The following is a 23,128-nucleotide window of genomic DNA, read 5'->3' on the forward strand; positions in this document are numbered from 1 at the left end:
GTTTAATCCGCGTGCGAGATCGTGTCCCAGGCAGCATCCGACAAGGCGTCAACAGTAATTGCCGATCGCATCGCGTTCGTCGCCGCAAACTTTGACGCCGCACAAGCGGCGCTGAAAAATCTGACCGCGGCCTATGACAGTGTCGCGCCGGAGGACGCCGACGTGATCGTGGCGTTGGGCGGCGATGGATTCATGCTTCAGACCCTGCGCCGCTTCATCGATAGCGGCGTGCCGGTTTTCGGCCTCAACCGCGGTTCGGTCGGATTCCTCATGAACGAGTTCAGGCCCGACGACCTGCCCAATCGCCTGAAAGAATCGCAGGCGGTAACACTGCATCCGCTCCAGATGATCGCCAAGACGCTCGACGGCAGCACTCAGGAATCCGTGGCAATCAACGAAGTCTCCCTGCTTCGCGAGACCTATCAGGCGGCAAAACTGGAAATCCTGGTCGACGGCGTCGTGCGGTTGCCGGAACTGATCTGCGACGGCGCGTTGGTCTCCACCCCGGCGGGCAGTACCGCCTACAATCTGTCCGCGCATGGCCCGATCATTCCGCTCAGCGCGGAAATCCTGGCGCTGACACCCATCAGCGCATTCCGGCCCCGGCGCTGGCGCGGCGCTTTGCTGCCCCATGACGCCGACGTCGTATTCCGCATTCTCGAAGCCGGGAAGCGGCCGGTCAGCGCAACGGCCGATGACTTCGAAGTCCGCAACGTCATTGAGGTCACCATCCGCGAGGACCGGACCCGAAGTTTCGAGATCCTGTTTGACCCCGAGACCAACCTCGAGGAGCGCATCCTCAAGGAACAGTTCGCACCGTGACGACAGCCGGCCGCGCCTGGATGCACCCCGGTGATGCCGAACGGGTGGAACTCGAACCACCGGATATTACGGCCTACCGTGCGGGAAACACCGGCATCCCCTATGTGACGAGCTTCGACAGCGGTCACCCCGGGCCCCATGCGGCAATCGTGGCGCTGACCCATGGCAATGAGATTTCGGGTGCGCTGGCCCTGGACCAGCTCCTGCGTAGCGATATCCGACCCGGGCTCGGCAAACTCTCACTGATCTTCGCCAATGTCGCCGCCTATGCGGAATTCGACCCGCGCCGCCCCAGCGCATCGCGGTATATCGACCACGACCTGAACCGGCTCTGGGGATCGGACGCATGCAGCGCCGTCGATTCCACATCTGTCGAGGCCCTGCGCGTCGAGGCGCTTCGACCATTCATCGACACTGTCGACTTGTTGCTCGACCTCCATTCCATGCAGTCGGAAATCCCGGCTTTGTTGCTCGCGGGCCCCAGCGAAAAGGGACGAATTCTTTCCCGCAGCCTCTCGAGTGCCGCCGTCATTGTCTGCGATACGGGGCATGATGACGGCACGCGACTGCGCGATTTCGGCCCGTTCAATAAGCCGGAGCAACCGCAGAAATCGGTACTCGCGGAATGCGGTCAGCACTGGAAGAGCGCAACGGCGAGAATGGCTATCGACACGGCTTACCGTTTCCTCCTGGCGCTCGGAATGATCGATCAGGCAACGGCTGCGGCACACCTGCTGGCCGGTACCCCACCCGACTATTGGGTCGAAGTGACGGAGCGTTTCGTCCCGCGCAACGACGACGCGTATTTCATCAAGCCCTTCGTCGGCATGGAAGTGATCGCGCAACGCGGCACGGTCATCGCCTATGACGCCATGAAACCCGTCCGGACCCCGTATGACGATTGCGTCCTGATCATGCCGTCGCGCCAACCGGCGGCCGGTCAGACCGCCGTTCGCCTCGGTCGCAGGCACCGAATCGAAGAACATGACGATGGCTGACGGGGCAAGCTCACCACAGATCAATCCGGTCCGCCGCCTGACGCGCGCCGACTTGCCGGTCTTCGCACGGACGGTTGCGATCGCCTTCGTCGGCGGCGCGATATTCAATGCGCTCAATCTGCCGCTGCCCTGGATGTTGGGGGCGATGCTGGCCACCGGGTCGGTCACGCTCATGCGGATCGAGACGAACATGGATATCCGCCTGCGCACCTTGATGATCGTCGTGCTGGGGGTGCTGCTCGGCAGCGCCTTTTCACCTGAAATCCTGGACCGTGCGGCGCTTTGGCCGATCACGCTGGTCTCCCTGGCCGGCTATGTTCTGCTCAGCACCGTGTCGGGCTACGTCTATTTCCGCCTGGCCGGGTTCGAACCCAAGACGGCCTTTTTCTCGGGTGTTCCGGGCGGGTTGAACGAGATGGTAACGCTGACCGGCGCGATGGGCGGCGATGAACGCCAGGTCAGCGTCGCGCACACGACACGTATTTTTCTGGTCGTGATGGTCCTGCCGTTCCTGTTTCGCCTGATCGAGGATTTCGAGCCGGGTCTGCGTACCTTCTCCGGCGACGGCGCAGCGTTCACGCTTGTCGATATCGCATTGCTGGCCGGCAGCGCCGTGGCGGGCCTCTACGCTGCACGTTTCCTGCGTCTCCCCGCGCCGCATCTCACCGGCCCGATGGTGGCGAGCGCCGCCGTGCACCTGATTGGCCTGACCAATGCGTCACCCCCGGTCATCGTCGTCGCGTTCGCGCAAATTCTCCTCGGCGCTTCGGTCGGCGCCCGGTTCGCGGGGCTGACCTATCGAGACCTCGGGCGCGTGCTGCGACTGGGGGGAATCGCGACGGTCATCATGCTCTTCATCACCGGCATCTTCGCCGTCGGACTGAACGCACTCACCGGCATTCCCTTCGCATCGATCGTGCTCGCATTTTCGCCCGGCGGGCTGACGGAAATGAGCCTCGTGGCGCTCGCGCTCAATGTCGATACCGCATTCGTCGCGACACATCATATTGTGCGAATTACGGTCGTGGTTATGCTCATTCCGTTCCTCTTCAAGATCATGCGCGCGCGCGGCCTGATCGACTAGACAGGGACTTCGCCGGAACCTAGCGAAGCCGTCACCGGGGGCGTATGTTCATGCCAACAGGAAAAATCACGGGGTAGAGATATGATCGTCGAACAGATCTGGACCGGAAATTCGGGCCGCAACTTCTTCTACATGGTCGCATGCTCGGAGACGGGCGAAGCGGTCGCAATCGATCCGATCGATCCGCCCAAATGCCTGGCCGTCGCCAAGGACAAGGGCTGGGACATCACCCGCGTTTTCAACACCCACGAACATGGCGACCATATCGCCGGCAACGACGACGTGGTCGCGGCCACAGGCGCCAGGCTGATTGCGCCCTACAATGCCGGCAGCCGGATTCCCAAGGTCGACGAGGGTGTGCGCGAGGGCGACCATGTGAAGCTCGGCAAGACGGTCGACCTCGAGGTCATCGAGACCCCCGGTCACACGCCAATCCATATCTCCTTGTTCGGTGAAAACGACGAGCCACATCTGCTGTGCGGCGATACCGTCTTCAACGCCGGTGTCGGCCATTGTCATTCCGGTGATCCGAACGTGCTCTACGCAACGTTCCGGGACAAGATCTCGAAACTGCCCGACGGGACCCGCGTCTATCCGGGTCACGATTACATCGCCAACAACCTTCAGTTCACGCTCGACCGGGAACCGGACAATACCGATGCCAAGGCGCTTCTGGCCGACGTCGAGGGCCAGGACCCGGACCAGGCGCTGGTCACGACCCTGGGCACGGAGCGCAAGGTGAACACCTTCATGCGCCTCGACAGTGCGGGCGTCGTCGAGGGCATCAAGGCGAAGTTCCCGGACCTGCCGAAAACGCCGAGCGACGAAGACATCTTCCTCAGCCTGCGGCTGCTGCGCAACGACTGGTAGGCGTCGAGGTCGGCTTCTAGAGAAACGACCGCATGATCATGACAAAACCGAGGCCCGCGAGGCCGACGAACACCCATCGTTGGAATACGGCGACCGACAGTCGGCCACGAACCATCTGGCCGACCGTCATGCCCGCGCTCGCAGCAACCAGGGCGATGATCACCGCCGGCCAGAGCCCGAAATCGATGGGTTGATTCAGGCCGAACCCCAACGCCAGCGCAGCTGGTGCGACGAGGCCCACGAACCCGAGCGCCTGGATAAGCTCGTCTTTTCCAAACTCCGATGCCTGCAGATAGGGCGCACCCGGTAGCACAAAGATCGCGGTCGCGCCGTTGATCAGCCCCGTCGCCAGCCCCGCCGCCGGACCGGCCAGCACTTCTGCCTTCCGCGACACCCGGAACCGCACGCCCGACAAACCGAGGACAGAATAGAGGAACAACATCGCCCCGATCAGCGCGGCGGCGATGCTCGGATCGGCGCCGGTAATAATGCCCGCCGTCGCGAGCGTCCCCAGAATGACAGCAACGAGCATCGGCCATATCCGGCGCAGGACGGCCAGCGTGTGGGGGCCCACGAAGGTCTGCCAGACATTGGTCAGCAAGGTCGGCACGATCAGAATCGCCGCCGCGACATCCGGCGCGATCAGGGCGCCGAGTACGCCCATCGAGATGGTTGGCAGACCGAAACCGATAACGCCCTTCACAAGCCCCGCGACACCGAACACCGCGGCGACCAGCACCAGTCCGGCAATGTCAAAATCCATCGGCGCGCCTAGCCGATGGCCTGCAGCCAGTCGGCAAGCGCCTGGCCGATCTCGTCCGGGGAATCTTCCTGGATAAAGTGCGAGCCTTTGACCGTCACTTCGGTCTGGTTCGTCCAGGTACGACAGAAATCCCGGCTTTCCCCTTCGCCGAGGATCGCGCCGGGATCGGCGTTGATGAACAGCTTGGGGAAGTTCGCCGTCGAGACCCAGGCGGCAAAGTCGTCCACGATTGCCGTCACATCCGCGGGCTCGCCATCTATCGGTATCTGGCGCGGCCAGGTCAGGGTCGGGCGACGGGATTCACCCGGCTGCGTGAAAGGGCGGCGATACTCGGTCATTTCCTCATCCGTCAGATCGCGCAGGATCGACCCCGGCAACATCCGTTCGACGAAGAAGTTCTCCTCCAGAACCATCTTGTCACCGGCGGGCGAGCGGAAAGCCTCGAACGCCGGACGGGCACGTTCCGGGAAATCATCCCAGGAGCGCGATTTCACGATCGCCTCCATGTACGCGATGCCCTTTACCGCGTCGCGATGCTGGTTCGCCCAGTCGAACCCCAGGGCGCTGCCCCAGTCGTGGATCACCAGGGTGACATTGGCGTTGACGCCAAGCTGTTCGAGCAACACGTGGAGATACTCACGATGTTCGACGAAGCGATACCGGTCCGGTCCGCTGTCGGGCAGCTTGTCGGAATCCCCCATGCCGATCAGGTCCGGCGCGATGCAACGCCCGAGTTTTTCGGCATGGGGCATGATGTTGCGCCAGAGATAGCTGGATGTGGGATTCCCATGCAGGAAGACGATGGGATCGCCATCGAGATTGCCGGTTTCCACATAGGCCATGCGATGGCCATTCACCTCGGCAAACTTCTTCTCGGTCCAGGTCATATGACGTTCCTCGGGATGCGGTTGTTCAGGGGATCAGCACCGTCGAGCCGGTGGTTCGCCGTGCCTCGATATCGCGATGGGCCTTCGCCGCATCCTTCAGCTTGTATCGCTGTTTCACCTGAACCTTGACGTGGCCCTTCTTGATGGCGGCGAACAGATCGTCGGCACGTGCGATCGTTTCCTTCCGGCTCGTGGTGTAATTCACCAGCGAACATCTTGCGATAAAGGGTGAACCAGCGTTGCCCGTTGCGGCGATATCCACCAACGGCGGCTTGCCCGACGCGCTGCCGAAACTGATGACCGTCCCGCGCAGGCGCACGCTGGCCATCGATTCTTCCCAGGTTTCCTTGCCGACTGAATCATAGACACAATGGACGCCCTCACCGTTCGTGAGTTCACGCACCTTCTTGGCAAATTTCGGCCCCTTGCGCTTCACCACGATGGGATGATGGCAACCGTTGCGCTTGGCAAATCGCGCCTTCGCTTCCGTGCTGACCGTGCCTATGACGGTGGCACCAATCGCCTTGGCCCACTGACACATGATAATGCCCACGCCGCCAGCCGCCGCATGCACGAGGATCGTGTCACCGCGTTTCACCTGATAGGCGTCGCGGAGCAGATATTGCGCGGTAATGCCCTTCAGCAACGACGCGGCGGCTGCCCGGTCATCGATGTATTTGGGTATCGGAATGAGGCTCGCGACCTTGGCCACGCGCCGCTTGGAATAGGCATCGAAAGCCTGGCCACCGATATAACCGACCCGATCACCCACCTTCAGGGCCCGTACACCGGGGCCGACCGCTTCAACCACGCCGACCGCCTCGTTGCCCATGCCATTCGGCAGCGGCATCGGATAGAGACCGGTGCGCCGGTACGTATCGGCGAGGTTGAGGCCCACCGCCGTGTGACGCAGCAGGACTTCGCCTCTTCCCGGTGCGGGAACCTCGACCGTTTCCCATTTCAGCTCGCCGGGACCGCCGTTCTTGTAGATCCGAAACGCGTTCGTCATCATGTCGTTCTCCAGAATCTCTATCGCTTGTGAATGGGTCAGGACGCGCGCTGGTAAAGCTGCACGAGATTGCCGTCGGGGTCGCGGAAGGTGACGGTTTTGCCATGGTCACCCATGTCGCGTTCGCCGAGAATTTCGCCGCCCGCTGCCGCGATCGCGACACCGGCTGCTGCGGCATCCGGTACTTCGAAAACCACCGTTGCGCCGACCGCGCCGTCGGGCGCTTCGTCGGTTGAACTGAGTGCGAAATTCACGCCGCCCGCCTTGAGCTGGGCCCACTTGCCGCCGTCCTGGAACATCAGGTCCAGGCCGAGCGTGTCACGATAGAACGCTACCGCCCGCTCCATGTCGCCGGTGACGTAATAGGCATTCTGAAGCTTCTCGACAGTCATTCCGTTCTCCTCCGTCCGTTCGCTTTTGCGCCGGCATTTTTCTATCCCGAGGCGCGAAACACCACAGACAAGTTGTTCACCGGCATCTCGACAACCCGATCCAGCGCCAGCCCTGCATCGGAAGCGGCCTCGCACACCTGCGACAGGTCGCGCAAACCCCATTCCGGGTTTTGTCCACGCAGTGAGCTATCGAACGCCGCATTGCCGTCGGATGTAAAGGCACCTTCCCGATTGAACGGTCCGTAAAGAAACAGAAAACCGCCTGCCGGCAGGATCCGTGCCGCACCGGCCAAAAGTCCCAGGCACACCGACCAGGGCGCGATATGAATCATGTTCACGTTGTAAATCATGCGGATCGGCGGATCAGCCCAATCCCGCTCAACGGGCCAGGGAACGGCGGTCACATCGAGCGCGACCGGATCACGCAAATTCGGCCGATCGAGCCCGGCGAACCGCGCGCGCATGTATTCAATACGGTCCGGATCATACTCGCTCGGTTGCCAGACCCGTGGCGCGAAGACCTCGGAGAACCGGGCCGCGTGCTGTCCGCTGCCACTGGCGATTTCGAGGATGCTTCCGGCTTCGGGCACAAGCGTCTGCAGGACAGAAAGAATATCATCGCTATTGCGGTCGGCCGAGGCCTGTCCACGCGGCATTTCAACCATTCGCCAGTTCCTGTTGGACACGCAGATGCAGTGCGCGGGTTTCGTCATCCTCCAGGCCATGGCGATCCAGCGCCGCGATCAAAAGCGACAGGTATTCATGACATGTGCCGCGCGTCCCCAGCGCCGATGCGATGATGCGCACCGACATATCGAGCGGCAGTTCCCCGGCGTAATTCCGATGTTCCCGGTTGGCGACAAATCCCAGCGCCCAGACCTTGCCCATCTCCGTTTCAGCCTCTGTCCAGGTCGGCACATAGACGCCGCCACTCATTTCACGCCGCCACAGCTCATCGAGAATTTCCTCCCGGCCGGCTTCCGGCACGCGAAACACCACGCCCGCACACGTGCCTCCAGGTTCCAGCGCCAGGCCAAGGCCGGGTCGCTCAAACGACCCCCGCGCCCGGACAGTCCAGAAACTGAACGCGCGGCGATAGTTCAATAGCGTCGCAACACGGGTTTCGTCCGGTTCGAAGCGCAGATCCCACATCAGCGAACCGGCCCCGAACACCCATAGCGCGGCCGGGTCCGGCAACGCCGTGAGCGTATCGCGGAGATTCACGGCCCGCGTCTCGTCACTCCATTCAACGAAGGAGGTCGGCGGCGGGTTAATGGGTCCATCTGACATGGCAAGTCCGTACGCGGTGCGAACTCTTCAACAGAAAGTCGGGGCGGTATAGCGCGGGTCCTGTTATTCTTCCATCCAAAGAAAACTGCGTTCTCGGGAGAGGCATGGTCATGTCTGGCTATAGTTTGAAATCACACACCGTCGGCTGGATCGGCACCGGCAAGATGGGCTACCCGATGGCCGGCCTGCTGATCGAAGCCGGCGCGGACGTCAAAGTCTATAACCGCACGGCTGCCAAGGCCGAACCGCTCGGCGTCGAAGTCGTCGCCAAACCCTCGGATCTGGCCAATCGGGACATCGTCTTCACGATTGTCACCGACGATAAGGCCATCCGTGAAATGATCACCGGGCCTGACGGTGTGCTCTCCGGGCCAACGCTGCCGAAGATCATCTCGGACAGCTCGACGATCTCCATCGAAACATCGAAGGACATGCGCGCCGCCTGTGAGGCCAAGGGCGTGATGTTCCTGGCCACACCGATCAGCGGCAATGGCCATGCGGTGGCGGCGGGCAAGGCGACTCTCGGCGTTTCGGGTCCGCGCGAAGCCTACGACATCGCGCGCCCCTATATCGCCGCGCTGGGCCGCGCCGAGACCTATATCGGCGAGGGTGATTCCTCGCGCCTCGCAAAGCTCGCGCATAATGTCATGCTGGGTGTCGTTGCCCAGTGCCTGGCCGAGATCACGGTTCTTTGTGAGAAAGGCGGCATCGAGCGCCACGCGTTTCTGAACTATTTCAACAACAGCGCCATGTCCTCGATCTTCACCAACTACAAGGCCCCGGCCCTGGTGAACCTGGACTTCACGGCAACCCACACATCGAAGATGCTGCGCAAGGATCTCGATCTCGCGCTGGCCGAGGCCCACGACCTCGAAGTGCCGATGCCGGTCACCAATCTCACCCGCGAACTGGTGCAGGCCCTGATCGGGCTCGGCCATGGTGAAGACGATTTCGCCGCGATGATCAAGGTTCAGGCCGCCATGGCGGGCTATGACATCAAGCCGGAGAATGTCGACGTCGATGACGGCCTGAACGAAGCTGCCGAATAGCGGTAACCCGGAGAAGGTCATGCCCGACGACACTGCACCCCGCCCGAATTCACCCGAGGCGCGCGACGCCGCGTCAGTGATTCATCCGCTCACCAACCTGAAGACGCACCTGGAAAAGGGACCGGTCGTCATCGAGGAGGGCAAGGGCGTTTGGGTCACGGACGCCCATGGAAAAGAATATATCGAGGGGATGGCCGGGCTGTGGTGCATCTCGCTGGGCTATGGACAGCAGCGGCTGGTCAATGCCGCCACCGAGCAGATGGCCCGCCTGCCCTACTATCATCTGACGAACCACAAGAGCCATTCGCCGGTGATCGACCTCGCGGAGAAGCTGCTCGAGATCGCGCCGGTTCCAATGTCCAAGATTTGGTTCGCGAACTCGGGATCCGAGGGCAACGACAGCGCCGCGCGGATCGTCTGGTACTACTGGCATGCGATGGGCAAGCCCGAGAAGCGCAAGATCATCGCCCATGAGCGCGCCTATCACGGCAACACGATCGCGTCGGCGAGCCTGTCCGGCATGCACTACAACCATGCGTCCTTCGGGTTGCCCCTCGAAGGCTTCCTGCATGTCACCCCGCCGCATCATTATCGCTATGCAAAACCGGGCGAGAGCGAGGAAGATTTCGCAACGCGTCTCGCCGACGAACTCGATGCGCTGATCGAGGCAGAAGGCCCCGCGACCGTGGGTGCGTTCTTCACCGAACCGATCATGGGTTCAGGTGGCGTGATTGTGCCGCCGCGGACCTATTACGATAAAATTCAGGCGGTCATCCGCAAGCATGATCTGCTGCTCGTCGCCGACGAGGTGATCACCGCCTTCGGTCGAACGGGCAACATGTTCGGCACGACCACGATGGGGCTCGAACCCGACATGCTGGTCTGCGCTAAGGGCCTGTCGAGCGCCTATATTCCCATTTCCGCGCTGATGGTGAATGCCCGCGTGTTCGACGTGATCGCCGAGGAAAGCGACCGCGTCGGCGTGTTCGGCCTGAGTTTCACATATTCGGGCCATCCGGTTTCCGCCGCCGTGGCGCGCGAGGCGCTGCGTATTTACGAGGAAGAAGACATCGTCGGACATGTCCGGGCAATGGAGCCGCACTTCATGGGCGGGCTCGAAGCGCTGCGCGAACATCCGCTGGTTGGCGAAGTCCGCGGCAAGGGGCTCGTCGCCGGTGTGGAACTTGTCAGCGACAAGGAAACCGGTGCCGCCTTCGATCCGGCGCTCGGCGTCGGCCCCTACTGCAACGCGCGCGCCGAGGAACATGGCCTGATCGTCCGCGCGATCGGGGACACAATCTCCTTCTGCCCACCGCTGATCATCAACAGGGACGAAATCGTGGAAATGATCTCACGATTCCGGCTTGCGCTCGACGACACACTCGAATTGCTGCAGACGCATGGACAGGTTGCGGCGAAATAGGCCGTCGCGCGCGAACGATGCCTGACTGAAGACGTGAGGAACTAAGAATGTCCGAGAATTTTGCGGCGCTGACGGCCACCCAGCTCAGCGATCTGTATGCGAGCGGCGCGGCCTCACCCGTCGATGCGACCCAGACCGTGCTCGACCAGATCGAGGCCCATAATCCGACCCTGAACTGTTTCTGCCTGATCGACGGAGATTCCGCGCTGGCGACCGCGCGGGAGTCCGAGGCGCGCTGGCAGAAGGGTGAGCCGCTGTCCGCCATCGACGGCATACCCGTCTCGATCAAGGACCTGACTCTCACCAAGGGTTGGCCAACCTTGCGCGGCTCACGCACCAGCGACCCGGCAGGCCCGTGGGACGAAGACGCCCCGGCAACGGCCCGCCTGCGCGAGGCGGGTGCCGTCCTAACGGGCAAGACCACGACACCGGAATTCGGCTGGAAGGGCGTGACCGATAATCCCCTGACCGGGATAACCCGCAACCCGTGGAACCCGGAGAGGACGCCGGGTGGATCGTCCGGCGGCGCGTCATCGGCCTGCGCGTCCTTCATGGGACCACTGCACCAGGGCTCCGACGCGGCCGGTTCGATCCGCATTCCCGCCGCCTTCGCCGGCGTCTTCGGCCACAAGCCCACCTTCGGACTGGTGCCCAACTATCCCCTGCCCGGCCATGTCGGCAATCTGGCAAATATGGGCCCGTTGACCCGGACCGTGACCGACGCGGCGTTGATGCTGAACATCATCGCCAAGCCCGACTCGCGCGATTCCATGGCCGCGCCCGCATCGGCCCAGAACGAGAATTATCTGAACGCGCTGGACGCCGGCATCGAGGGCGTACGCATCGCCTATAGCCCGACCCTGGGCGGGAACGGCTGGGCGGATGACGATGTGGCCGCAGCGGTCGCGGCCGCGGCGAAAACCCTCTCCGACCTGGGCGCGATCGTCGAAGAGGTCGACCCCGACATCCCCCCGGTTCGGCCGATCATCGAGGTGATCTGGGCTGCCGCGGATGCCTGGCTGGTCGATCAGATGCCGGTCGACAAACGCGAACTGATGGACCCCGGTTTGTTGGCCATCGCCGAAGAAGGCCGCAAGCTGAGCGTCACCGATCTCGTCGGCGCCCACGCCGCACGCGTCGAGTTGGGCAACCGGATGGCACGTTTTCACGAAGACCATGATCTGTTGCTGACCCCGCAAATGCCCCTGGAGGCGATCGAAGCGGGCAAGCTTGTTCCCGACGGACGCGACATGAAGCAATGGGTCGACTGGTGCCCATTCACCTATCCGTTCAACCTGACCATGCAGCCCGCCTGCTCCGTGCCGTGTGGGCTGGGCGACGAGCGGTTGCCGGTCGCGTTCCAACTGGTGGGGCGCCACTGGGAAGACGCGCTGGTTCTCCGGACGGCGCGCGCCTACGAGAAGGCACATCCGTTCGCCACCGCGCCGGGCTACGTCTAGAAATTTCAGACGGCGGGAAGCCCCGCGGGCTTGCGGTCACGCCACGGCATCGCGGTCTCGAGTTGTGCAGCAAGCCGGAACAACGTCGCTTCGTCCGCGAAGCGTGCCACGGCCTGCACCGACACAGGGAAGCCCTCGTCCGTCGTCCCGACCGGCAGGCTGATCGCCGGCTGGCCGGTCAAATTGAACCAGACCGTGAAGGGTGAGAACGCCGCCACCCGGTCCCAGTATTCGTCGGCATCGTCCATCATCATGTCGAGCCAGCCCAGTTTCGGCGGCATATGACCAAGCCCGGGGGTCAGCAGGACATCATAATCTGCGTGGTAGGCCGCCATGCGCCGCCCGGCCTGATGCATTCGTCCCTGCGCCAGGAACACGTCATAGCCGGTGACCTTCTCGCCCTTTTCGGCTGTTGCCGCGACGACATTCTCGACTTCACCCGATTCCGGCAATCGGCCCTTGCTGGGATGCAGCCGGATCGTCTGGGCCGCATTCGAGGCCATCAGGGTGCGGAATATGTCCTGCATCTCGCCATTGTCGATCGGCGGGTCCGCCTCGATCACGTCATGACCCAGCGTCCCCAACGCCTTCAGCGTCTCGTCGAGCACTCGCCTATGCTCTCCGTCGGTGCGCGCGCCCGTGGCCCCGCCATGGCTGAACCCGATCCGCAGTTTCCCGGGGTCGGCGCCGACCTCCTCCAGGAACGGCCGCGCCGGTGGGGGTGCAAAATAGGGATCGCCGGGTGCCGGCCCCGCGGTCGCATCGAGGATCGCCGCATGGTCGCGCACGGATATGGATACCGCGTGTTCGGCGACAATCCCGCCCATGCGTTCGCCCAGGCCCGGAGAAAAGCTGTTGCGCCCGCGCGTCGGCTTCATACCGACCAGCCCGCAACAGGAAGCCGGTACGCGGATCGAGCCGAAACCGTCGCTCGCATGGGCGGCCGGCAGAATGCGTGCCGCCACGGCGGATGCCGCGCCGCCCGATGAACCGCCGGGCGTGACCGCGTCGTCCCACGGGTTGCGTGTCGGACCATAGAATTGCGGCTCGCAGGTGATCGACATGCCGAATTCGCAGGTGTTGGTCTTGCCGAAGATCGCCATACCGGCCGCCTTCAGACGCGTGACAGTCTCGCTGTCGGTATCCGGCACCACATCGGCCATGAATTTGCTGCCGCCGGTGGTCGGGGTTCCGGCCAGGGTCGCGCCCAGATCCTTGATCAGATACGGAACACCCGCCAGGGGACCGGCGGGCAGATCGCCTGCTGCAGCCGCTCGGCCATGGTCGTAGAGCTCCATGACCAATGCATTGAGGGCCGGGTTGCGTGCGGTACTGCGGGCGATGGCGGCTTCGAGAACCTCCGAGGCCGTGACCTCGCGGTCCCTGATCAACGCCGCCAGGCCGACCGCATCATGGTCCTCATACTCGTCGAATGTCGTCACTATCGTCCCCGCCCTGTTCGCTGTTTGAAACCGCGTGTTGATTGCCGCGCTCGATTTGTCCACTGTCGCGAATACGCATGGTTCACTGAAACGGCACACGATGTCACGCCCCAACATATTGCTCGGCGCTGCACTGGCGGGTGCCGCGGGTGTCGGCTTCGCCGCCAACTCGACGGCCGCAAAAATCGCCTATGACGGCGGCACAAACCCGCTCACGTTCCTTTCTCTGCGTTCGGCGGTAGCCGCTCTACTGGTCCTCGCGATCATCCTTTTGAGCCGCCGAAGCCTTCGCTTGCCAGCCGGACGCCGGCTGGCGGCACTCGGTATCGGCGCCATACTGGCGCTGTACTCCTACGGCCTGTTGTCGGCGATCCAGTTCATCCCCGTCGCGCTCGCGGTACTGATCTTCTACACATTCCCGCTGCTGACCAGTATTTACGCCTGGGTCAGCGGGCAGGAACGCCCCACGATCCGCGCCGTCAGCGCGTTGATCGTGGCGTTCATCGGGCTGGTCCTCGCACTGGATCTCCAGGGCGGGCAGCTGAATGCCCTGGGTGTCGGGCTGGCGGTCATGGCCGCCATGGGTATTACTCTGGTCGTCATCCTCAACAACCGCGTGGTCGGTGATGGCGATTCACGCCCGGTCACATTCCATATGATGCTCTCTGCCGCCATTATCTCCACCATCGTCACGGGGGTAACCGGCGATTACGCATTGCCCGCCACGGCAACCGGCTGGGCAGCCTTTCTCATCGGCCCGGGATTCTATGCCGTTGCCATCGTCACGGTCTTCATCGCGATATCGCTCGCCGGACCGTCGACGGCGGCGATGTCGATGAATTTCGAGCCTGTCGCCAGCATGACATTCGGATTCCTGCTGCTCGGCCAAGTGCTGTCGGGCATGCAATTGTTCGGGGCGGCGCTGGTCATTCTGGCCGTATTGTCGCTACGCTTGTCCGACACACGCGTTCCCATCGCCAAGGCACCTGCGAACGGCCAACTTTCCGAGGCAAAGAAAACATCATGACAAACCTGCTCCAACACTCCGGCGCGATCGCCGAACTCCTGAAGGCGCGCGGTGAAACCGTTGCCGTCGCCGAGACCTCCGCCGGCGGCCTGGTCTCGGCCCAGCTGCTCGCCGTGCCGGGCGCCTCCGCCTACTTCCTGGGCGGCGGCGTTCTCTATACCGGGGAATCTCGCGAGGGTCTGGCCGGCATCACGGATGCGGACATGGCGGGAATTCGCTCCAGCAGCGAACCATTTGCCCAACTGCTGGCGCAGACATTGCGGGAAAAGCTCGGCGCAACATGGGGGCTCGCGGAAACTGGCGCAGCCGGCCCGACGGGCAATCGATATGGTGACGATGCCGGGCATACATGCGTTGCGGTATCCGGGCCTGTGTCCAAAGTCGCGACACTCGAGACCCGAAGTGACGACCGAGGCGCCAATATGTGGCGGTTTTCCGCGGAAGCGTTGGCTTTGTTCATGCTATGTCTGAAAGAATCGGCAGAATCATAAATCTGCATATCTTGGTACCTACGGGTTGGATTAAATATTTACTTTGGTAAAATCGCCATGATCGGGCAGAACCGGTCGGGGGAGTATGTGAGCGGGGACCGCCCACGGCGGAAACCAACATCGACCGGAAGAAATAATTAGCAAGGGGATCCTTAGGATGACCATGAAAGCATTACTCGCTGCCGCGGCAATGATCGCACTGACAGCGTGTGCGGGGCAGGAACTGGGCAAGGCGCAGAAGACAGCGGCCGACAGCACCGAATTCGACAACGCACTGGCGGCCGGCTATCTCCGGCTGGCGCAGGCCGAATACGCCGAAGGCGATTATACGGACTCGGACTATTTCGCACTTCAGTCCATGGCAGCTGCATCGCCGACCAAAGTCGTGCCTCTGCCTGCCGCCGACGCGCGTCAATATACGCCGGACAACGCCGCGAGTGTTGCCGCCATGAACAAGGATCTTACCGAGGTTCTCGAAGCCGGCGCGCGTGTGCGTGCGCCCCAGCTCGCCGCGACCGCCCAGGTTGCATACGAGTGCTGGACACAGGAACTCGAAGAGAACAACCAGCCGCCGCACATCGCAGCATGTCGCGACCAGCTCGACGGGCTGATCCCGGCCCTGCGTAACGCGGTTGCCAAGGCGCCGGTTGCGAAGGCGAAGCCGCTGAAGGGCAAGACCTTCGTCGTTTCGTTCCCGACCGGTGGTGCCAAGCTCGATGCCGCCGCGAACGCTGTTCTGACGGACGCCGTTGCGTATTCCGCCAACTTCAACCCGGTTCAGGTTGTCGTCAGCGGTTACACCGACACGGTCGGCAGCGCCGCCAGCAACCTGACGCTGTCGAAGCGCCGCGCCGCAGTGGTCGCCGCCGCACTTCGTATCCGCGGCATTTCGCGCGATAACATGAAGATGGACGGCTACGGCGAAGAGTTCCTTGCCAAGCGCACCGCAGACGGTGTTGCCGAGGCCAAGAACCGCCGCGTTGAGGTTTCGGTCGCCCCGTAAGCGGCACTGACACCAAGCACTAGAAGGGCGTCGGCAGTTGCCGGCGCCCTTTTTGTATTGATGGGAACATCGTGACCTCAGCATCGACCGCGCCATGATAAAGGCCAAACCCCGGGCGCCCTCGATGCCGCTGTTGTTCGCGATGATGTTCGCGAGCCAGCTTGCCACCACAATTTTTCTGCCCGGCCTGCCCGGCATCGCCAACGATCTGCAGACGACCCTTTCCGCGGCACAGATGTTGCTGCCCGCCTATCTCGGCAGCTTCGCGATCGCCCAGCTCGTCGTCGGCCCGTTGTCCGACGGTTTCGGTCGCCGCCGCGTCATCATCGGCGGGCTCGGCCTGTTCAGCCTGGCAAGCCTTGCCGCCGCCGTTGCGCCCGACATCGAACTGCTGTTGACCGCGCGCGCCGTACAGGCCAGCGGTGCATGCGCCACCATGGTCGTGGCCCGCGCCATCATCCGCGATACCGCCCAGGGGGCCGCCGCAGCGCGCGCGATGAGCGCGCTCGCCATCGCCATGGCCGTCGGTCCGTCTGCCGCGCCTTTCATCGGTGGCCAGCTCGTGACCTGGTTCGATTGGCGCGCCACATTCTATTTCACCGCCCTGATCGGCACGGTCACGACCTTCGCCGTTCTGCGTTATCTCAAGGAAACACTCCCGCCCGACCAGCGTCGCGCCGCGCGCGCAGGCGAACAGATCGTGACCTATCTCAGACTGTGCGGAAACCCGGTCTTCGTCGGCTACAGCCTGACGGTCGCATTCGCGAGCGGCGCCATGCAGGCCTTCCTGGCGGCATCGCCGATCATCCTGATCGTGCAGATGGACATGCCCCCCGCTCTCTATGGTTTCTGCGTCATGCTGATGCCGATGATCTACATGATCGGCAGCTTCCTGGCCGGCCGGCTGACCTTCTGGATCCCGGTCAACCGCATCGTCCTGATCGGCGCATTCGCAAGCGCGGGCGGCGGGCTGCTGCAACTGGGCTTCGGGCTCGGCCTGGGCCAGACCGAGATTACGCCGCTGCACGTGCTTGGCGCATTCGCCTTGTCCAATCTGGGAACCGGGCTGGTCCTGGCCTGCTGTTATTCGCAGGCGCTCAACACGGTCTCCCCGTCCTATGCCGGCGCCGCTTCCGCACTCAGCGGGTTCATTCATATGGGCTGGGCATTCGTGATCACGTTGACCGTTGCCAGCGTCGAACACACATCGACCCTGCCTTTCGGTATCGCGCAAATGACGACGACCGGGCTTAGCCTGACGGCGGCGCTGCTGCTCGTTTTCGTCTATGAGCGTCGCGGTCAAACAGGGACGTAGAAGGTACCTTCGACCTCGAAGATATCCCCCTGGTTCAGAGCGGATACTTCCAAGATCGTGCGCGGCGGATACGGCCCGCCGGCCCACATCTCCTCCTGGACCTTGTTCACGATCGGGCGGTAGCGATCCATGTCGGTGACATAGACGGTCAAGCGGACGGCGTCGCCCAAGCGCGCGCCTTCCGACGCGGCAATATGCGCCATGTTCACGAATGCCTGACGGATGCGGTTCTCGTCGCCCGCGACGAGTTCGTTGGTCGCCGGGTCGATGCCCCGCATACCGGCGACGAACACGTGGTCGCCGGCGCGGGTCGCCAGCGACCACGTGCCGGTGGGCTCAATCGCACCTTCGGGTGAGACGTATCGCAGATCGGATTTTTTCGCGCACACGAAACTTGTTCCGCTGATCGGTGAAAAACGCGCCCAGTCTACGTCGCGCGCGCGCGTTGCGTGAAGGCCTGCCGGCAGCTAGTCCGTTTCGGTCTGAACGCAGGCATTCGCCCGGGCATTCCGCACGAGCACGCGCACGAGGGCGCGAATGAAGGGGTCCGACTGCTGGAGTTTCATCTCGAAAACATCGACGGGAATCACGCGGAGGACCGTCGCTTCGGTGCACACGGCGCTGGCCATGCGCGGACAGTCATCCACGAGCGCCATCTCGCCGAAAACCGAGCCCTTCTCCAGGACCCCCAGAACAAGGCCGTCAGGATGCCCAGCCGCTTCCTTGCGGATTTCCAGCGCGCCGGATTCGACGATATAGGCCTCCGCGCCAAGATCGCCCTCACGGAAGACAATGTCCCCGGCCCGGAAATCCTGCGTACCGTACTTCCAGCCGGTTTTCTGTCGTTGGACGTTCATACGAAACCCTATCCCCGCCCGGCGAATCGGGCGGAGACGGATTTTCGCGTGAATGCATGAACAATCCGTTGATGACGCGGGCCGGGCTTTCTACAGGCCGAACACCCGGACGGCGTTGTCGCCACGAATTGCCGCGATCTCGTCCGTTGGACGGCCGTCCACGAGGTCATAGAGTTTGGGAACATCCGCCGGCATCGGCAGATCGGTGCCGAACATCACCTTTTCGGGGCCGGCAATGTCGATCACCAGCTGGAGTGCGGCCGGGTCATAGACAATCGCGTCGTAGTAAAGCTGGCTGAAATAGTCGCTCGGCAGCTTGGGGATGTCGAACTTGGCCAGGGTCTCGACACCGAAGAACATGTCCACCCGCCCGTTCACGAACGGGATGTAGCCGCCGCCATGGCTGGCGATCATCTTGATGTCCGAATAGCGTTCGAAGAAGCCGTCGATGGCCATCCGCGCCAGCGCGATGGTCGTGTCGTACATGAAACCTGCCGCCGGCATGAGAATACGTTCGAAGCCGTAATTGACGTCCTTGGCACCCAGCGGTGCGGTCGGATGCAAAAGCACGGGGAACGAACGTTTGTTCAGCGCGTCCCAGACGGGCGCGAACAGCGGATCGATCAGATGCCGCTGGCCGATATGGGCCACACACATGACCCCCACCGCGCCCATCGCGATGCAACGGTCGAGCTCGGCCAGTGCGGCATCCGGGTACTCCCACGGCAGGGAGGCAAACCAGCGGATGCGGTCGGGATGTGCCGTCTGACCGGCCGCCATCTCGTCATTCGCGATGCGCGCGGTCGCGATGCTGATCGCCTCGTCCCCGAAATGCACGTTGGGCGACGTCAGAGAGACGATGGAAATATCGATCCCCAGCCGGTCCATCATCTCGACCCGCTTGTCATAGTCGAACGCCTCGACTTCCAGCGCGCAGGCGGGCGTGCCGTATTCGACCAGATAGTTACGCCGGTCTTCCATGTCGGCGATCTCGTAGGCAGGCGCGCCATGCTTCTTGATCATGTCGAGCCAGCCATCGCCGAACATGTGGGTGTGAATATCGATGGTGGGCATGCTTTCCGAACTCCGGTTTGGCGGGATAGGGCTCCAGAGTAGTCAATTTTCCCGTTCAGGGGCACCATTCGCCGCAAAACAGGGAATATTCATGGAGGCGCATCCCGGGGGTGCGTAGACTGCGGGTGGTGAAACCCGGTCCGGGCCTTCCGACTGCACAATAATTCCGGGCAACCGATGAGACAGAGGAGAGAAACGATGGCGCGCGTACCGGTAATCAACCCCGAGAATGCCCCTGACGAGTTACAACATTTCTACGACGCCGTGACCGGCCTTGTCGGTCGCGTACCGAACGCATATCGCACGATGGCCCATGCGCCCTATCTGGCGATGCTGCTCCTGCCGTTTCAGGCCGCCAACCAGCGAGAATGGCCCGGCGTGCGCCTCACGGCCAAGATCAAGGAAATGGTCATCATCAAGACCAGCCACATCAACGGCTGCGACTATTGCTACGCCCATAACACAGCCCTCGGCGAGGCCGCCGGAATCTCCCACGACCAGGTGATCGCCATGTCGTCGGACGATTACCTGACGGCGGATATCTTTGATGCGCGCGAACGCGCCGCGATCGAGTGGGCCGAACATATGACAAAGAACACCGCGGCAGCCCGTGACGATGTCTACGCGCGTGTCGCCGAACAGTTCAACGAAGCCGAGATCGTCGAGCTGAGCCTGATCTGTTCCATGTTCAACATGTTCAACCGCTTCAATGATTCATTGAAGCTGACCATCGAGGAACAGGCGGAAGTGGACAAGATCCGGGGCTCGGTCAAGATCGATCCGGGCAACATCAAGACCTACCTGCGCTGGCTCGCCGACAACTGGCCGGATGATTTCGATGACCTCAACGAACGCGCAGGGGCGGCGGCGGACGCGGCATAAAGCACCGGGCACGGGCGCGCGCGCCGGCACACGAGTGGAACGATCATGATTCTGGTGCTGACAGTCACGATCCCGATCTTTGTCGTCATTCTGGCCGGCTACATCTCCGCCCGGCGCGGGATCATGGGCAAGGAGAGCATCAAGGCCTTCACGTCCTTCGTCTTTTACTTTTGCCTCCCGTTGTTGCTGTTCCGCAACCTGGCTAACGCCCCGGTGGCCGAGCAATTGCGCGGTGATTTCATCCTGGCGTATCTGCTGGGCGGGCTTTTGTCGTTCGCGATCGGCTATGCGGTTGCCAGATGGATCTTCAACTGCACTGTCGCCGAACAGGCCGTTCAGGGCTTGGCGGTTTCGTTTGGCCATACCGTTTTCATGACCATCCCCATCGGGTTCGCGCTCTATGGCGAAGCCTCGGTTCTGCCGATCGCGCTCCTGATTGCCGTGGAAATGGCTGTCATCGTGCCGCTGGCCATCGTCCTGCTCGAAATCCAGAGCGGCGAACGCAGCAGTCTTGTCGCAATTTCCGGGACGGTCTTCCGGGCGATCTTCTTCAATCCGATCGTGCCCTCCATCCTGCTCGGCATCGCCGCCGCGATGATGAGGCTGGAAATCCCCGCCGTTCTGGACGGCCTCGTCAACCTGGTTCAGGGTGCGACCGTCCCGTGCGCGCTGTTCGCAATCGGCGCGTCACTGGCCGGGCTTTCCTTCAGCGAACGCATGCGCGAGACCGGTTTCATGGCGGCAGGCAAGCTGCTTCTGTATCCGTTTCTGGTCTTCGTCTTCATGTCGGCGTTCCCGGATATCCCGGTCGAGTGGCGCAACATCGCAATCATCGCCGCCGCCACGCCGCTCGGTGTGAGCGTCTATCTCGTGGCGTCCACCTACGACACCTATGTCAATCGGGCGTCGGCGGCGACCCTGGTGTCGATGCTTTTCGCCGTTGTGACACTGTCTGTACTGGTGGCGCTCTTCAGCCCGGTGGGATGATGGTGCGGGCGGCCGGACTTGAACCGGCAAAGCCGTGAGGCCGAGGGATTTTAAGTCCCTTGTGTTTACCAATTTCACCACGCCCGCATCGCGTGACTGACTGGGTTATACTTGTAGCGAACGACATACCCCGCCGCCAAACGCCAATGGGTGCCGCCAAATGGATGGTTTCGATATCGCACGCCTGATCGCGCTCGTGGGTGCGCTGGTGATCCTCGCACCAACGATCGTGTTAATCGCGCGCGACCGGAAGGCCGCGATGCAGAATGCGGTGATCTGGTTCGCTCTCGGCGGCGTGGGCGTACTGCTCTGGACCGCCGTCTGGCAGCCCTAGACGAACCGATTTTCCCCCGAGCCGGCAGACGCGGTCACCTCGACACGGGTGTGTCCGTCAGGCGGCGGCGTGCGCATAAGCCGCTTCAGCGAACAGCCGCTCGGCCGAAGCCGCCAGTGCGGCCTGTTTCTCGACCCGCAATTTGGGGTCGTAGAGCAGCTTGCCGTCCTGCTTGACCACCTGCCCACCGATCATCACCGTGTCGATGTTCGCCGCCGTCGCATAGAAGACAATGGCGTTCACCGGATCATGCACCGGCGCCAGGTTCAGGTCGGTAGCCCGGAGCAGCAGCAAGTCGGCCTGCTTGCCCGGCGTCAGCGAGCCGGTGCGCGCATCCATGCGCAGCGCCCGCGCGCCTTCGATCGTCGCCCATTCCAACGCCTGGCGCGCGCCGACGGAAACGCCGTCGATCGTCTCGCCGGCGGCAACTCGCGTCACGTTGTCGGCCAGCCGCTGGGTCTGCAGCGCATGGCGCATCACCTGGAACATGTCGCCCGAGAGATAGAGTTCGGTATCCGGGCCGAGCGACGGCGCGAACCCGCGTGCCAGGACCCGGCCGATGATCGACACATCGTTCGATTGCAGTTCGCAGGCCGGCGTGGCGGTAAACGTGACACCGGCGTCAAAGAAGACCTCAAACTCCGCCGCGTCGGAACAGTTTGCGTGAACGACATTGTGATCGGGGCCGAGCAGACCGGCAGCCGCGACCGCGGCATAGCCCTCCTTCGCGACGCGGCTGGCCTTGTTCCAGACATGCGCACTGGACAGCAGATCGAGATCGCGGGCGAGCTGGAAGTCCTGCAGCGTCACATCGAGCGTGGAGTAATCGGGGCCCTTGATGGCCAGCGCCATCGTCACCAGCCCGTCGTCGGTGGCAAGCCGGCCCTTGCGCACGCGCTCGGCATCCGCGCGGGGATGCGGCACTTCGGAGAAGGGTTTGCCACCTTCGAGCGTTGGCGGCTTGACGGAGCCGTGCGCGAAAACGGCACGGATACCGGCCTCCTCCAGCGAGTCGATCGAGGCGTCGGAATGGTCCGGTGTGGCGTTGTTATGGCACCAGTCGAGCACCGTCGTGGTGCCGCAATCGATCTGGCCGAGCGCGCCGATCAATCCGCCGAGATAGCTGTCGTGAGGCTGGTAGCGCGGCGCGATATTGCCGTGGACGTTGCGGTGATAATCCGGCGATGTCCAGTTGCCCGCGAGCGAGCGCAGGCCCGTTTGCCATAGATGATGATGTGCATTGACGAAGCCCGGCATCACCAGCCTGTCGGTCGCGTCGATGATCTCGACATCATCGCCCACGGTGAGGCCGCGACCGATCTCCCGGATCAAACCGTCCTCGATCAGGATATCGCCGCCGGGAATGTCGCCCAGCGCGGGATCGACCGTCACGATCCAACCGTTACGTATTAGCGTGCGTGCCAAATCCGACCCCCCTCATCACTGGACCCGTTGTTCCAGGATATTCCCAACGATTTCAGGATAGGATTTTGTGAGGCCCGTCGTAAAGGTTGCCGCGGCTACGCCGCTTAGAACAAACGCTGCGGATCGCCTATCGGGCCGCGCGGAGCATGGGTCTCATCGCAGACCGCAAGCCCGCGCGCAAGCAGCACCGCGGCCCCGAAGTCACCCGTTCGGCAGGCGATGCAGGCACCCCCGATATCGCCGA

The 23,128-nt window shown here is 62.9% G+C and carries 25 protein-coding genes and 1 tRNA gene; 14 read left to right on the plus strand and 12 right to left on the minus strand.

The genetic code is table 11. The annotated features are described in order from the left end of the window. Positions 1-21 precede the first annotated feature (21 nt). From ABJ363_10655 to ABJ363_10670, 4 genes are all read left to right on the plus strand, one after another. Complete coding sequence (locus tag ABJ363_10655; GenBank protein ID MEP4379452.1) at positions 22-822, plus strand: NAD kinase; 801 nt, start codon at positions 22-24, stop codon at positions 820-822. Then, positions 819-1,820: a succinylglutamate desuccinylase/aspartoacylase family protein gene (locus ABJ363_10660; GenBank protein MEP4379453.1), complete on the plus strand. Its 1,002-nt coding sequence runs from the start codon at positions 819-821 to the stop codon at positions 1,818-1,820. Before ABJ363_10655 ends, ABJ363_10660 begins: the two co-directional genes overlap by 4 nt. Beyond that, positions 1,807-2,904 (plus strand): AbrB family transcriptional regulator, encoded by a 1,098-nt coding sequence (locus tag ABJ363_10665; protein ID MEP4379454.1) that lies wholly within the window; start codon positions 1,807-1,809, stop codon positions 2,902-2,904. Before ABJ363_10660 ends, ABJ363_10665 begins: the two co-directional genes overlap by 14 nt. 81 nt (positions 2,905-2,985) lie before the next feature. Beyond that, entirely contained in the window at positions 2,986-3,774 is a 789-nt protein-coding gene (locus ABJ363_10670; GenBank protein ID MEP4379455.1) for a hydroxyacylglutathione hydrolase, read from the plus strand. Between the two features lie 16 nt (positions 3,775-3,790). Here ABJ363_10670 and ABJ363_10675 read toward each other — a convergent pair whose 3' ends face one another. The 6 genes from ABJ363_10675 to ABJ363_10700 are packed head-to-tail and all read right to left on the minus strand — an operon-like array spanning position 3,791 to position 8,115. After that, the gene (locus tag ABJ363_10675; protein MEP4379456.1) at positions 3,791-4,537 is read right to left on the minus strand and encodes a sulfite exporter TauE/SafE family protein; all 747 of its coding nucleotides are present in this window, start codon (positions 4,535-4,537) and stop codon (positions 3,791-3,793) included. An 8-nt stretch (positions 4,538-4,545) separates the two neighbouring features. Next, a complete protein-coding gene (locus ABJ363_10680) occupies positions 4,546-5,424 on the minus strand; it encodes a haloalkane dehalogenase (GenBank protein ID MEP4379457.1) in 879 nt (292 codons plus the stop codon). A 25-nt stretch (positions 5,425-5,449) separates the two neighbouring features. Then, the gene (locus ABJ363_10685) at positions 5,450-6,436 is read right to left on the minus strand and encodes a quinone oxidoreductase (protein ID MEP4379458.1); all 987 of its coding nucleotides are present in this window, start codon (positions 6,434-6,436) and stop codon (positions 5,450-5,452) included. A gap of 35 nt (positions 6,437-6,471) precedes the next feature. Continuing rightward, complete coding sequence (locus ABJ363_10690; protein MEP4379459.1) at positions 6,472-6,825, minus strand: VOC family protein; 354 nt, start codon at positions 6,823-6,825, stop codon at positions 6,472-6,474. 41 nt (positions 6,826-6,866) lie between these two features. Then, entirely contained in the window at positions 6,867-7,490 is a 624-nt protein-coding gene (locus ABJ363_10695; protein ID MEP4379460.1) for a DUF938 domain-containing protein, read from the minus strand. Continuing rightward, positions 7,483-8,115, minus strand: coding sequence for a gamma-glutamylcyclotransferase (locus tag ABJ363_10700; GenBank protein MEP4379461.1), 633 nt, complete (start codon positions 8,113-8,115; stop codon positions 7,483-7,485). Before ABJ363_10700 ends, ABJ363_10695 begins: the two co-directional genes overlap by 8 nt. 110 nt (positions 8,116-8,225) lie before the next feature. Here ABJ363_10700 and ABJ363_10705 point away from each other — a divergent pair, with 110 nt between their 5' ends. Genes ABJ363_10705 through ABJ363_10715 form a run of 3 tightly spaced genes read left to right on the plus strand, consistent with a single transcriptional unit; the run spans position 8,226 to position 12,047 of the window. Next, entirely contained in the window at positions 8,226-9,164 is a 939-nt protein-coding gene (locus ABJ363_10705; GenBank protein ID MEP4379462.1) for an NAD(P)-dependent oxidoreductase, read from the plus strand. 19 nt (positions 9,165-9,183) lie between these two features. Beyond that, on the plus strand, positions 9,184-10,587 hold the full coding sequence (locus tag ABJ363_10710) for an aminotransferase (protein ID MEP4379463.1): 1,404 nt from the start codon (positions 9,184-9,186) through the stop codon (positions 10,585-10,587). A 47-nt stretch (positions 10,588-10,634) separates the two neighbouring features. After that, positions 10,635-12,047, plus strand: coding sequence for an amidase (locus ABJ363_10715; protein MEP4379464.1), 1,413 nt, complete (start codon positions 10,635-10,637; stop codon positions 12,045-12,047). Between the two features lie 5 nt (positions 12,048-12,052). Here the strand turns inward: ABJ363_10715 and ABJ363_10720 are convergent, their stop codons facing one another. Beyond that, positions 12,053-13,489: an amidase gene (locus ABJ363_10720; GenBank protein ID MEP4379465.1), complete on the minus strand. Its 1,437-nt coding sequence runs from the start codon at positions 13,487-13,489 to the stop codon at positions 12,053-12,055. Between the two features lie 100 nt (positions 13,490-13,589). Here ABJ363_10720 and ABJ363_10725 point away from each other — a divergent pair, with 100 nt between their 5' ends. From ABJ363_10725 to ABJ363_10740, 4 genes are all read left to right on the plus strand, one after another. Further along, a complete protein-coding gene (locus tag ABJ363_10725; protein MEP4379466.1) occupies positions 13,590-14,516 on the plus strand; it encodes a DMT family transporter in 927 nt (308 codons plus the stop codon). Beyond that, on the plus strand, positions 14,513-15,007 hold the full coding sequence (locus ABJ363_10730) for a CinA family protein (GenBank protein MEP4379467.1): 495 nt from the start codon (positions 14,513-14,515) through the stop codon (positions 15,005-15,007). Before ABJ363_10725 ends, ABJ363_10730 begins: the two co-directional genes overlap by 4 nt. Positions 15,008-15,164: 157 nt before the next feature. Continuing rightward, the gene (locus ABJ363_10735) at positions 15,165-16,010 is read left to right on the plus strand and encodes an OmpA family protein (protein MEP4379468.1); all 846 of its coding nucleotides are present in this window, start codon (positions 15,165-15,167) and stop codon (positions 16,008-16,010) included. Between the two features lie 124 nt (positions 16,011-16,134). Next, positions 16,135-17,325: a multidrug effflux MFS transporter gene (locus ABJ363_10740; protein MEP4379469.1), complete on the plus strand. Its 1,191-nt coding sequence runs from the start codon at positions 16,135-16,137 to the stop codon at positions 17,323-17,325. Here the strand turns inward: ABJ363_10740 and ABJ363_10745 are convergent. The 3 genes from ABJ363_10745 to ABJ363_10755 all read right to left on the minus strand — a co-directional run bounded on the left by ABJ363_10745 (position 17,310) and on the right by ABJ363_10755 (position 19,256). Continuing rightward, positions 17,310-17,714: a RidA family protein gene (locus tag ABJ363_10745; GenBank protein ID MEP4379470.1), complete on the minus strand. Its 405-nt coding sequence runs from the start codon at positions 17,712-17,714 to the stop codon at positions 17,310-17,312. The genes ABJ363_10740 and ABJ363_10745 overlap by 16 nt on opposite strands. Before the next feature lie 78 nt (positions 17,715-17,792). Then, positions 17,793-18,182 carry a cyclic nucleotide-binding domain-containing protein gene (locus ABJ363_10750; protein MEP4379471.1) on the minus strand — a complete coding sequence of 130 codons (390 nt, stop codon included), beginning with the start codon at positions 18,180-18,182 and terminating at the stop codon, positions 17,793-17,795. A 90-nt stretch (positions 18,183-18,272) separates the two neighbouring features. Then, positions 18,273-19,256 (minus strand): amidohydrolase family protein, encoded by a 984-nt coding sequence (locus ABJ363_10755; GenBank protein ID MEP4379472.1) that lies wholly within the window; start codon positions 19,254-19,256, stop codon positions 18,273-18,275. A 198-nt stretch (positions 19,257-19,454) separates the two neighbouring features. Between ABJ363_10755 and ABJ363_10760 the strand changes: the two genes are divergently transcribed. Together ABJ363_10760 and ABJ363_10765 are read left to right on the plus strand one after the other, a co-directional pair. Continuing rightward, the gene (locus ABJ363_10760; protein ID MEP4379473.1) at positions 19,455-20,138 is read left to right on the plus strand and encodes a carboxymuconolactone decarboxylase family protein; all 684 of its coding nucleotides are present in this window, start codon (positions 19,455-19,457) and stop codon (positions 20,136-20,138) included. A 45-nt stretch (positions 20,139-20,183) separates the two neighbouring features. After that, on the plus strand, positions 20,184-21,125 hold the full coding sequence (locus tag ABJ363_10765; protein MEP4379474.1) for an AEC family transporter: 942 nt from the start codon (positions 20,184-20,186) through the stop codon (positions 21,123-21,125). Here the strand turns inward: ABJ363_10765 and ABJ363_10770 are convergent. Further along, positions 21,126-21,212: transfer RNA gene (locus ABJ363_10770), tRNA-Leu, on the minus strand. Positions 21,213-21,285: 73 nt separating this feature from the next. On the opposite strand from ABJ363_10770, the gene ABJ363_10775 reads away from it, so the two are divergent. Next, positions 21,286-21,459 carry a hypothetical protein gene (locus tag ABJ363_10775; protein ID MEP4379475.1) on the plus strand — a complete coding sequence of 58 codons (174 nt, stop codon included), beginning with the start codon at positions 21,286-21,288 and terminating at the stop codon, positions 21,457-21,459. Between the two features lie 57 nt (positions 21,460-21,516). Here the strand turns inward: ABJ363_10775 and ABJ363_10780 are convergent, their stop codons facing one another. Next, positions 21,517-22,884, minus strand: coding sequence for an amidohydrolase family protein (locus ABJ363_10780; protein ID MEP4379476.1), 1,368 nt, complete (start codon positions 22,882-22,884; stop codon positions 21,517-21,519). Positions 22,885-23,128: the final 244 nt, after the last annotated feature.

It is taken from the genome of Alphaproteobacteria bacterium (assembly GCA_039980135.1).
Lineage (GTDB): Bacteria > Pseudomonadota > Alphaproteobacteria > UBA6615 > UBA6615 > UBA8079.

What these genes read in the sequence shown, in the direction of transcription:
- ABJ363_10665 (MEP4379454.1), top strand. Translation starts at nt 1,807, where the DNA reads ATGACGATGGCTGACGGGGCAAGCTCACCACAGATCAATCCGGTCCGC.
- ABJ363_10670 (MEP4379455.1), top strand. Translation starts at nt 2,986, where the DNA reads ATGATCGTCGAACAGATCTGGACCGGAAATTCGGGCCGCAACTTCTTC.
- ABJ363_10675 (MEP4379456.1), bottom strand. Translation starts at nt 4,537, where the DNA reads ATGGATTTTGACATTGCCGGACTGGTGCTGGTCGCCGCGGTGTTCGGT.
- ABJ363_10680 (MEP4379457.1), bottom strand. Translation starts at nt 5,424, where the DNA reads ATGACCTGGACCGAGAAGAAGTTTGCCGAGGTGAATGGCCATCGCATG.
- ABJ363_10685 (MEP4379458.1), bottom strand. Translation starts at nt 6,436, where the DNA reads ATGATGACGAACGCGTTTCGGATCTACAAGAACGGCGGTCCCGGCGAG.
- ABJ363_10690 (MEP4379459.1), bottom strand. Translation starts at nt 6,825, where the DNA reads ATGACTGTCGAGAAGCTTCAGAATGCCTATTACGTCACCGGCGACATG.
- ABJ363_10695 (MEP4379460.1), bottom strand. Translation starts at nt 7,490, where the DNA reads ATGGTTGAAATGCCGCGTGGACAGGCCTCGGCCGACCGCAATAGCGAT.
- ABJ363_10700 (MEP4379461.1), bottom strand. Translation starts at nt 8,115, where the DNA reads ATGTCAGATGGACCCATTAACCCGCCGCCGACCTCCTTCGTTGAATGG.
- ABJ363_10705 (MEP4379462.1), top strand. Translation starts at nt 8,226, where the DNA reads ATGTCTGGCTATAGTTTGAAATCACACACCGTCGGCTGGATCGGCACC.
- ABJ363_10710 (MEP4379463.1), top strand. Translation starts at nt 9,184, where the DNA reads ATGCCCGACGACACTGCACCCCGCCCGAATTCACCCGAGGCGCGCGAC.
- ABJ363_10715 (MEP4379464.1), top strand. Translation starts at nt 10,635, where the DNA reads ATGTCCGAGAATTTTGCGGCGCTGACGGCCACCCAGCTCAGCGATCTG.
- ABJ363_10725 (MEP4379466.1), top strand. Translation starts at nt 13,590, where the DNA reads ATGTCACGCCCCAACATATTGCTCGGCGCTGCACTGGCGGGTGCCGCG.
- ABJ363_10730 (MEP4379467.1), top strand. Translation starts at nt 14,513, where the DNA reads ATGACAAACCTGCTCCAACACTCCGGCGCGATCGCCGAACTCCTGAAG.
- ABJ363_10735 (MEP4379468.1), top strand. Translation starts at nt 15,165, where the DNA reads ATGACCATGAAAGCATTACTCGCTGCCGCGGCAATGATCGCACTGACA.
- ABJ363_10740 (MEP4379469.1), top strand. Translation starts at nt 16,135, where the DNA reads ATGCCGCTGTTGTTCGCGATGATGTTCGCGAGCCAGCTTGCCACCACA.
- ABJ363_10750 (MEP4379471.1), bottom strand. Translation starts at nt 18,182, where the DNA reads ATGAACGTCCAACGACAGAAAACCGGCTGGAAGTACGGTACGCAGGAT.
- ABJ363_10755 (MEP4379472.1), bottom strand. Translation starts at nt 19,256, where the DNA reads ATGCCCACCATCGATATTCACACCCACATGTTCGGCGATGGCTGGCTC.
- ABJ363_10760 (MEP4379473.1), top strand. Translation starts at nt 19,455, where the DNA reads ATGGCGCGCGTACCGGTAATCAACCCCGAGAATGCCCCTGACGAGTTA.
- ABJ363_10765 (MEP4379474.1), top strand. Translation starts at nt 20,184, where the DNA reads ATGATTCTGGTGCTGACAGTCACGATCCCGATCTTTGTCGTCATTCTG.
- ABJ363_10775 (MEP4379475.1), top strand. Translation starts at nt 21,286, where the DNA reads ATGGATGGTTTCGATATCGCACGCCTGATCGCGCTCGTGGGTGCGCTG.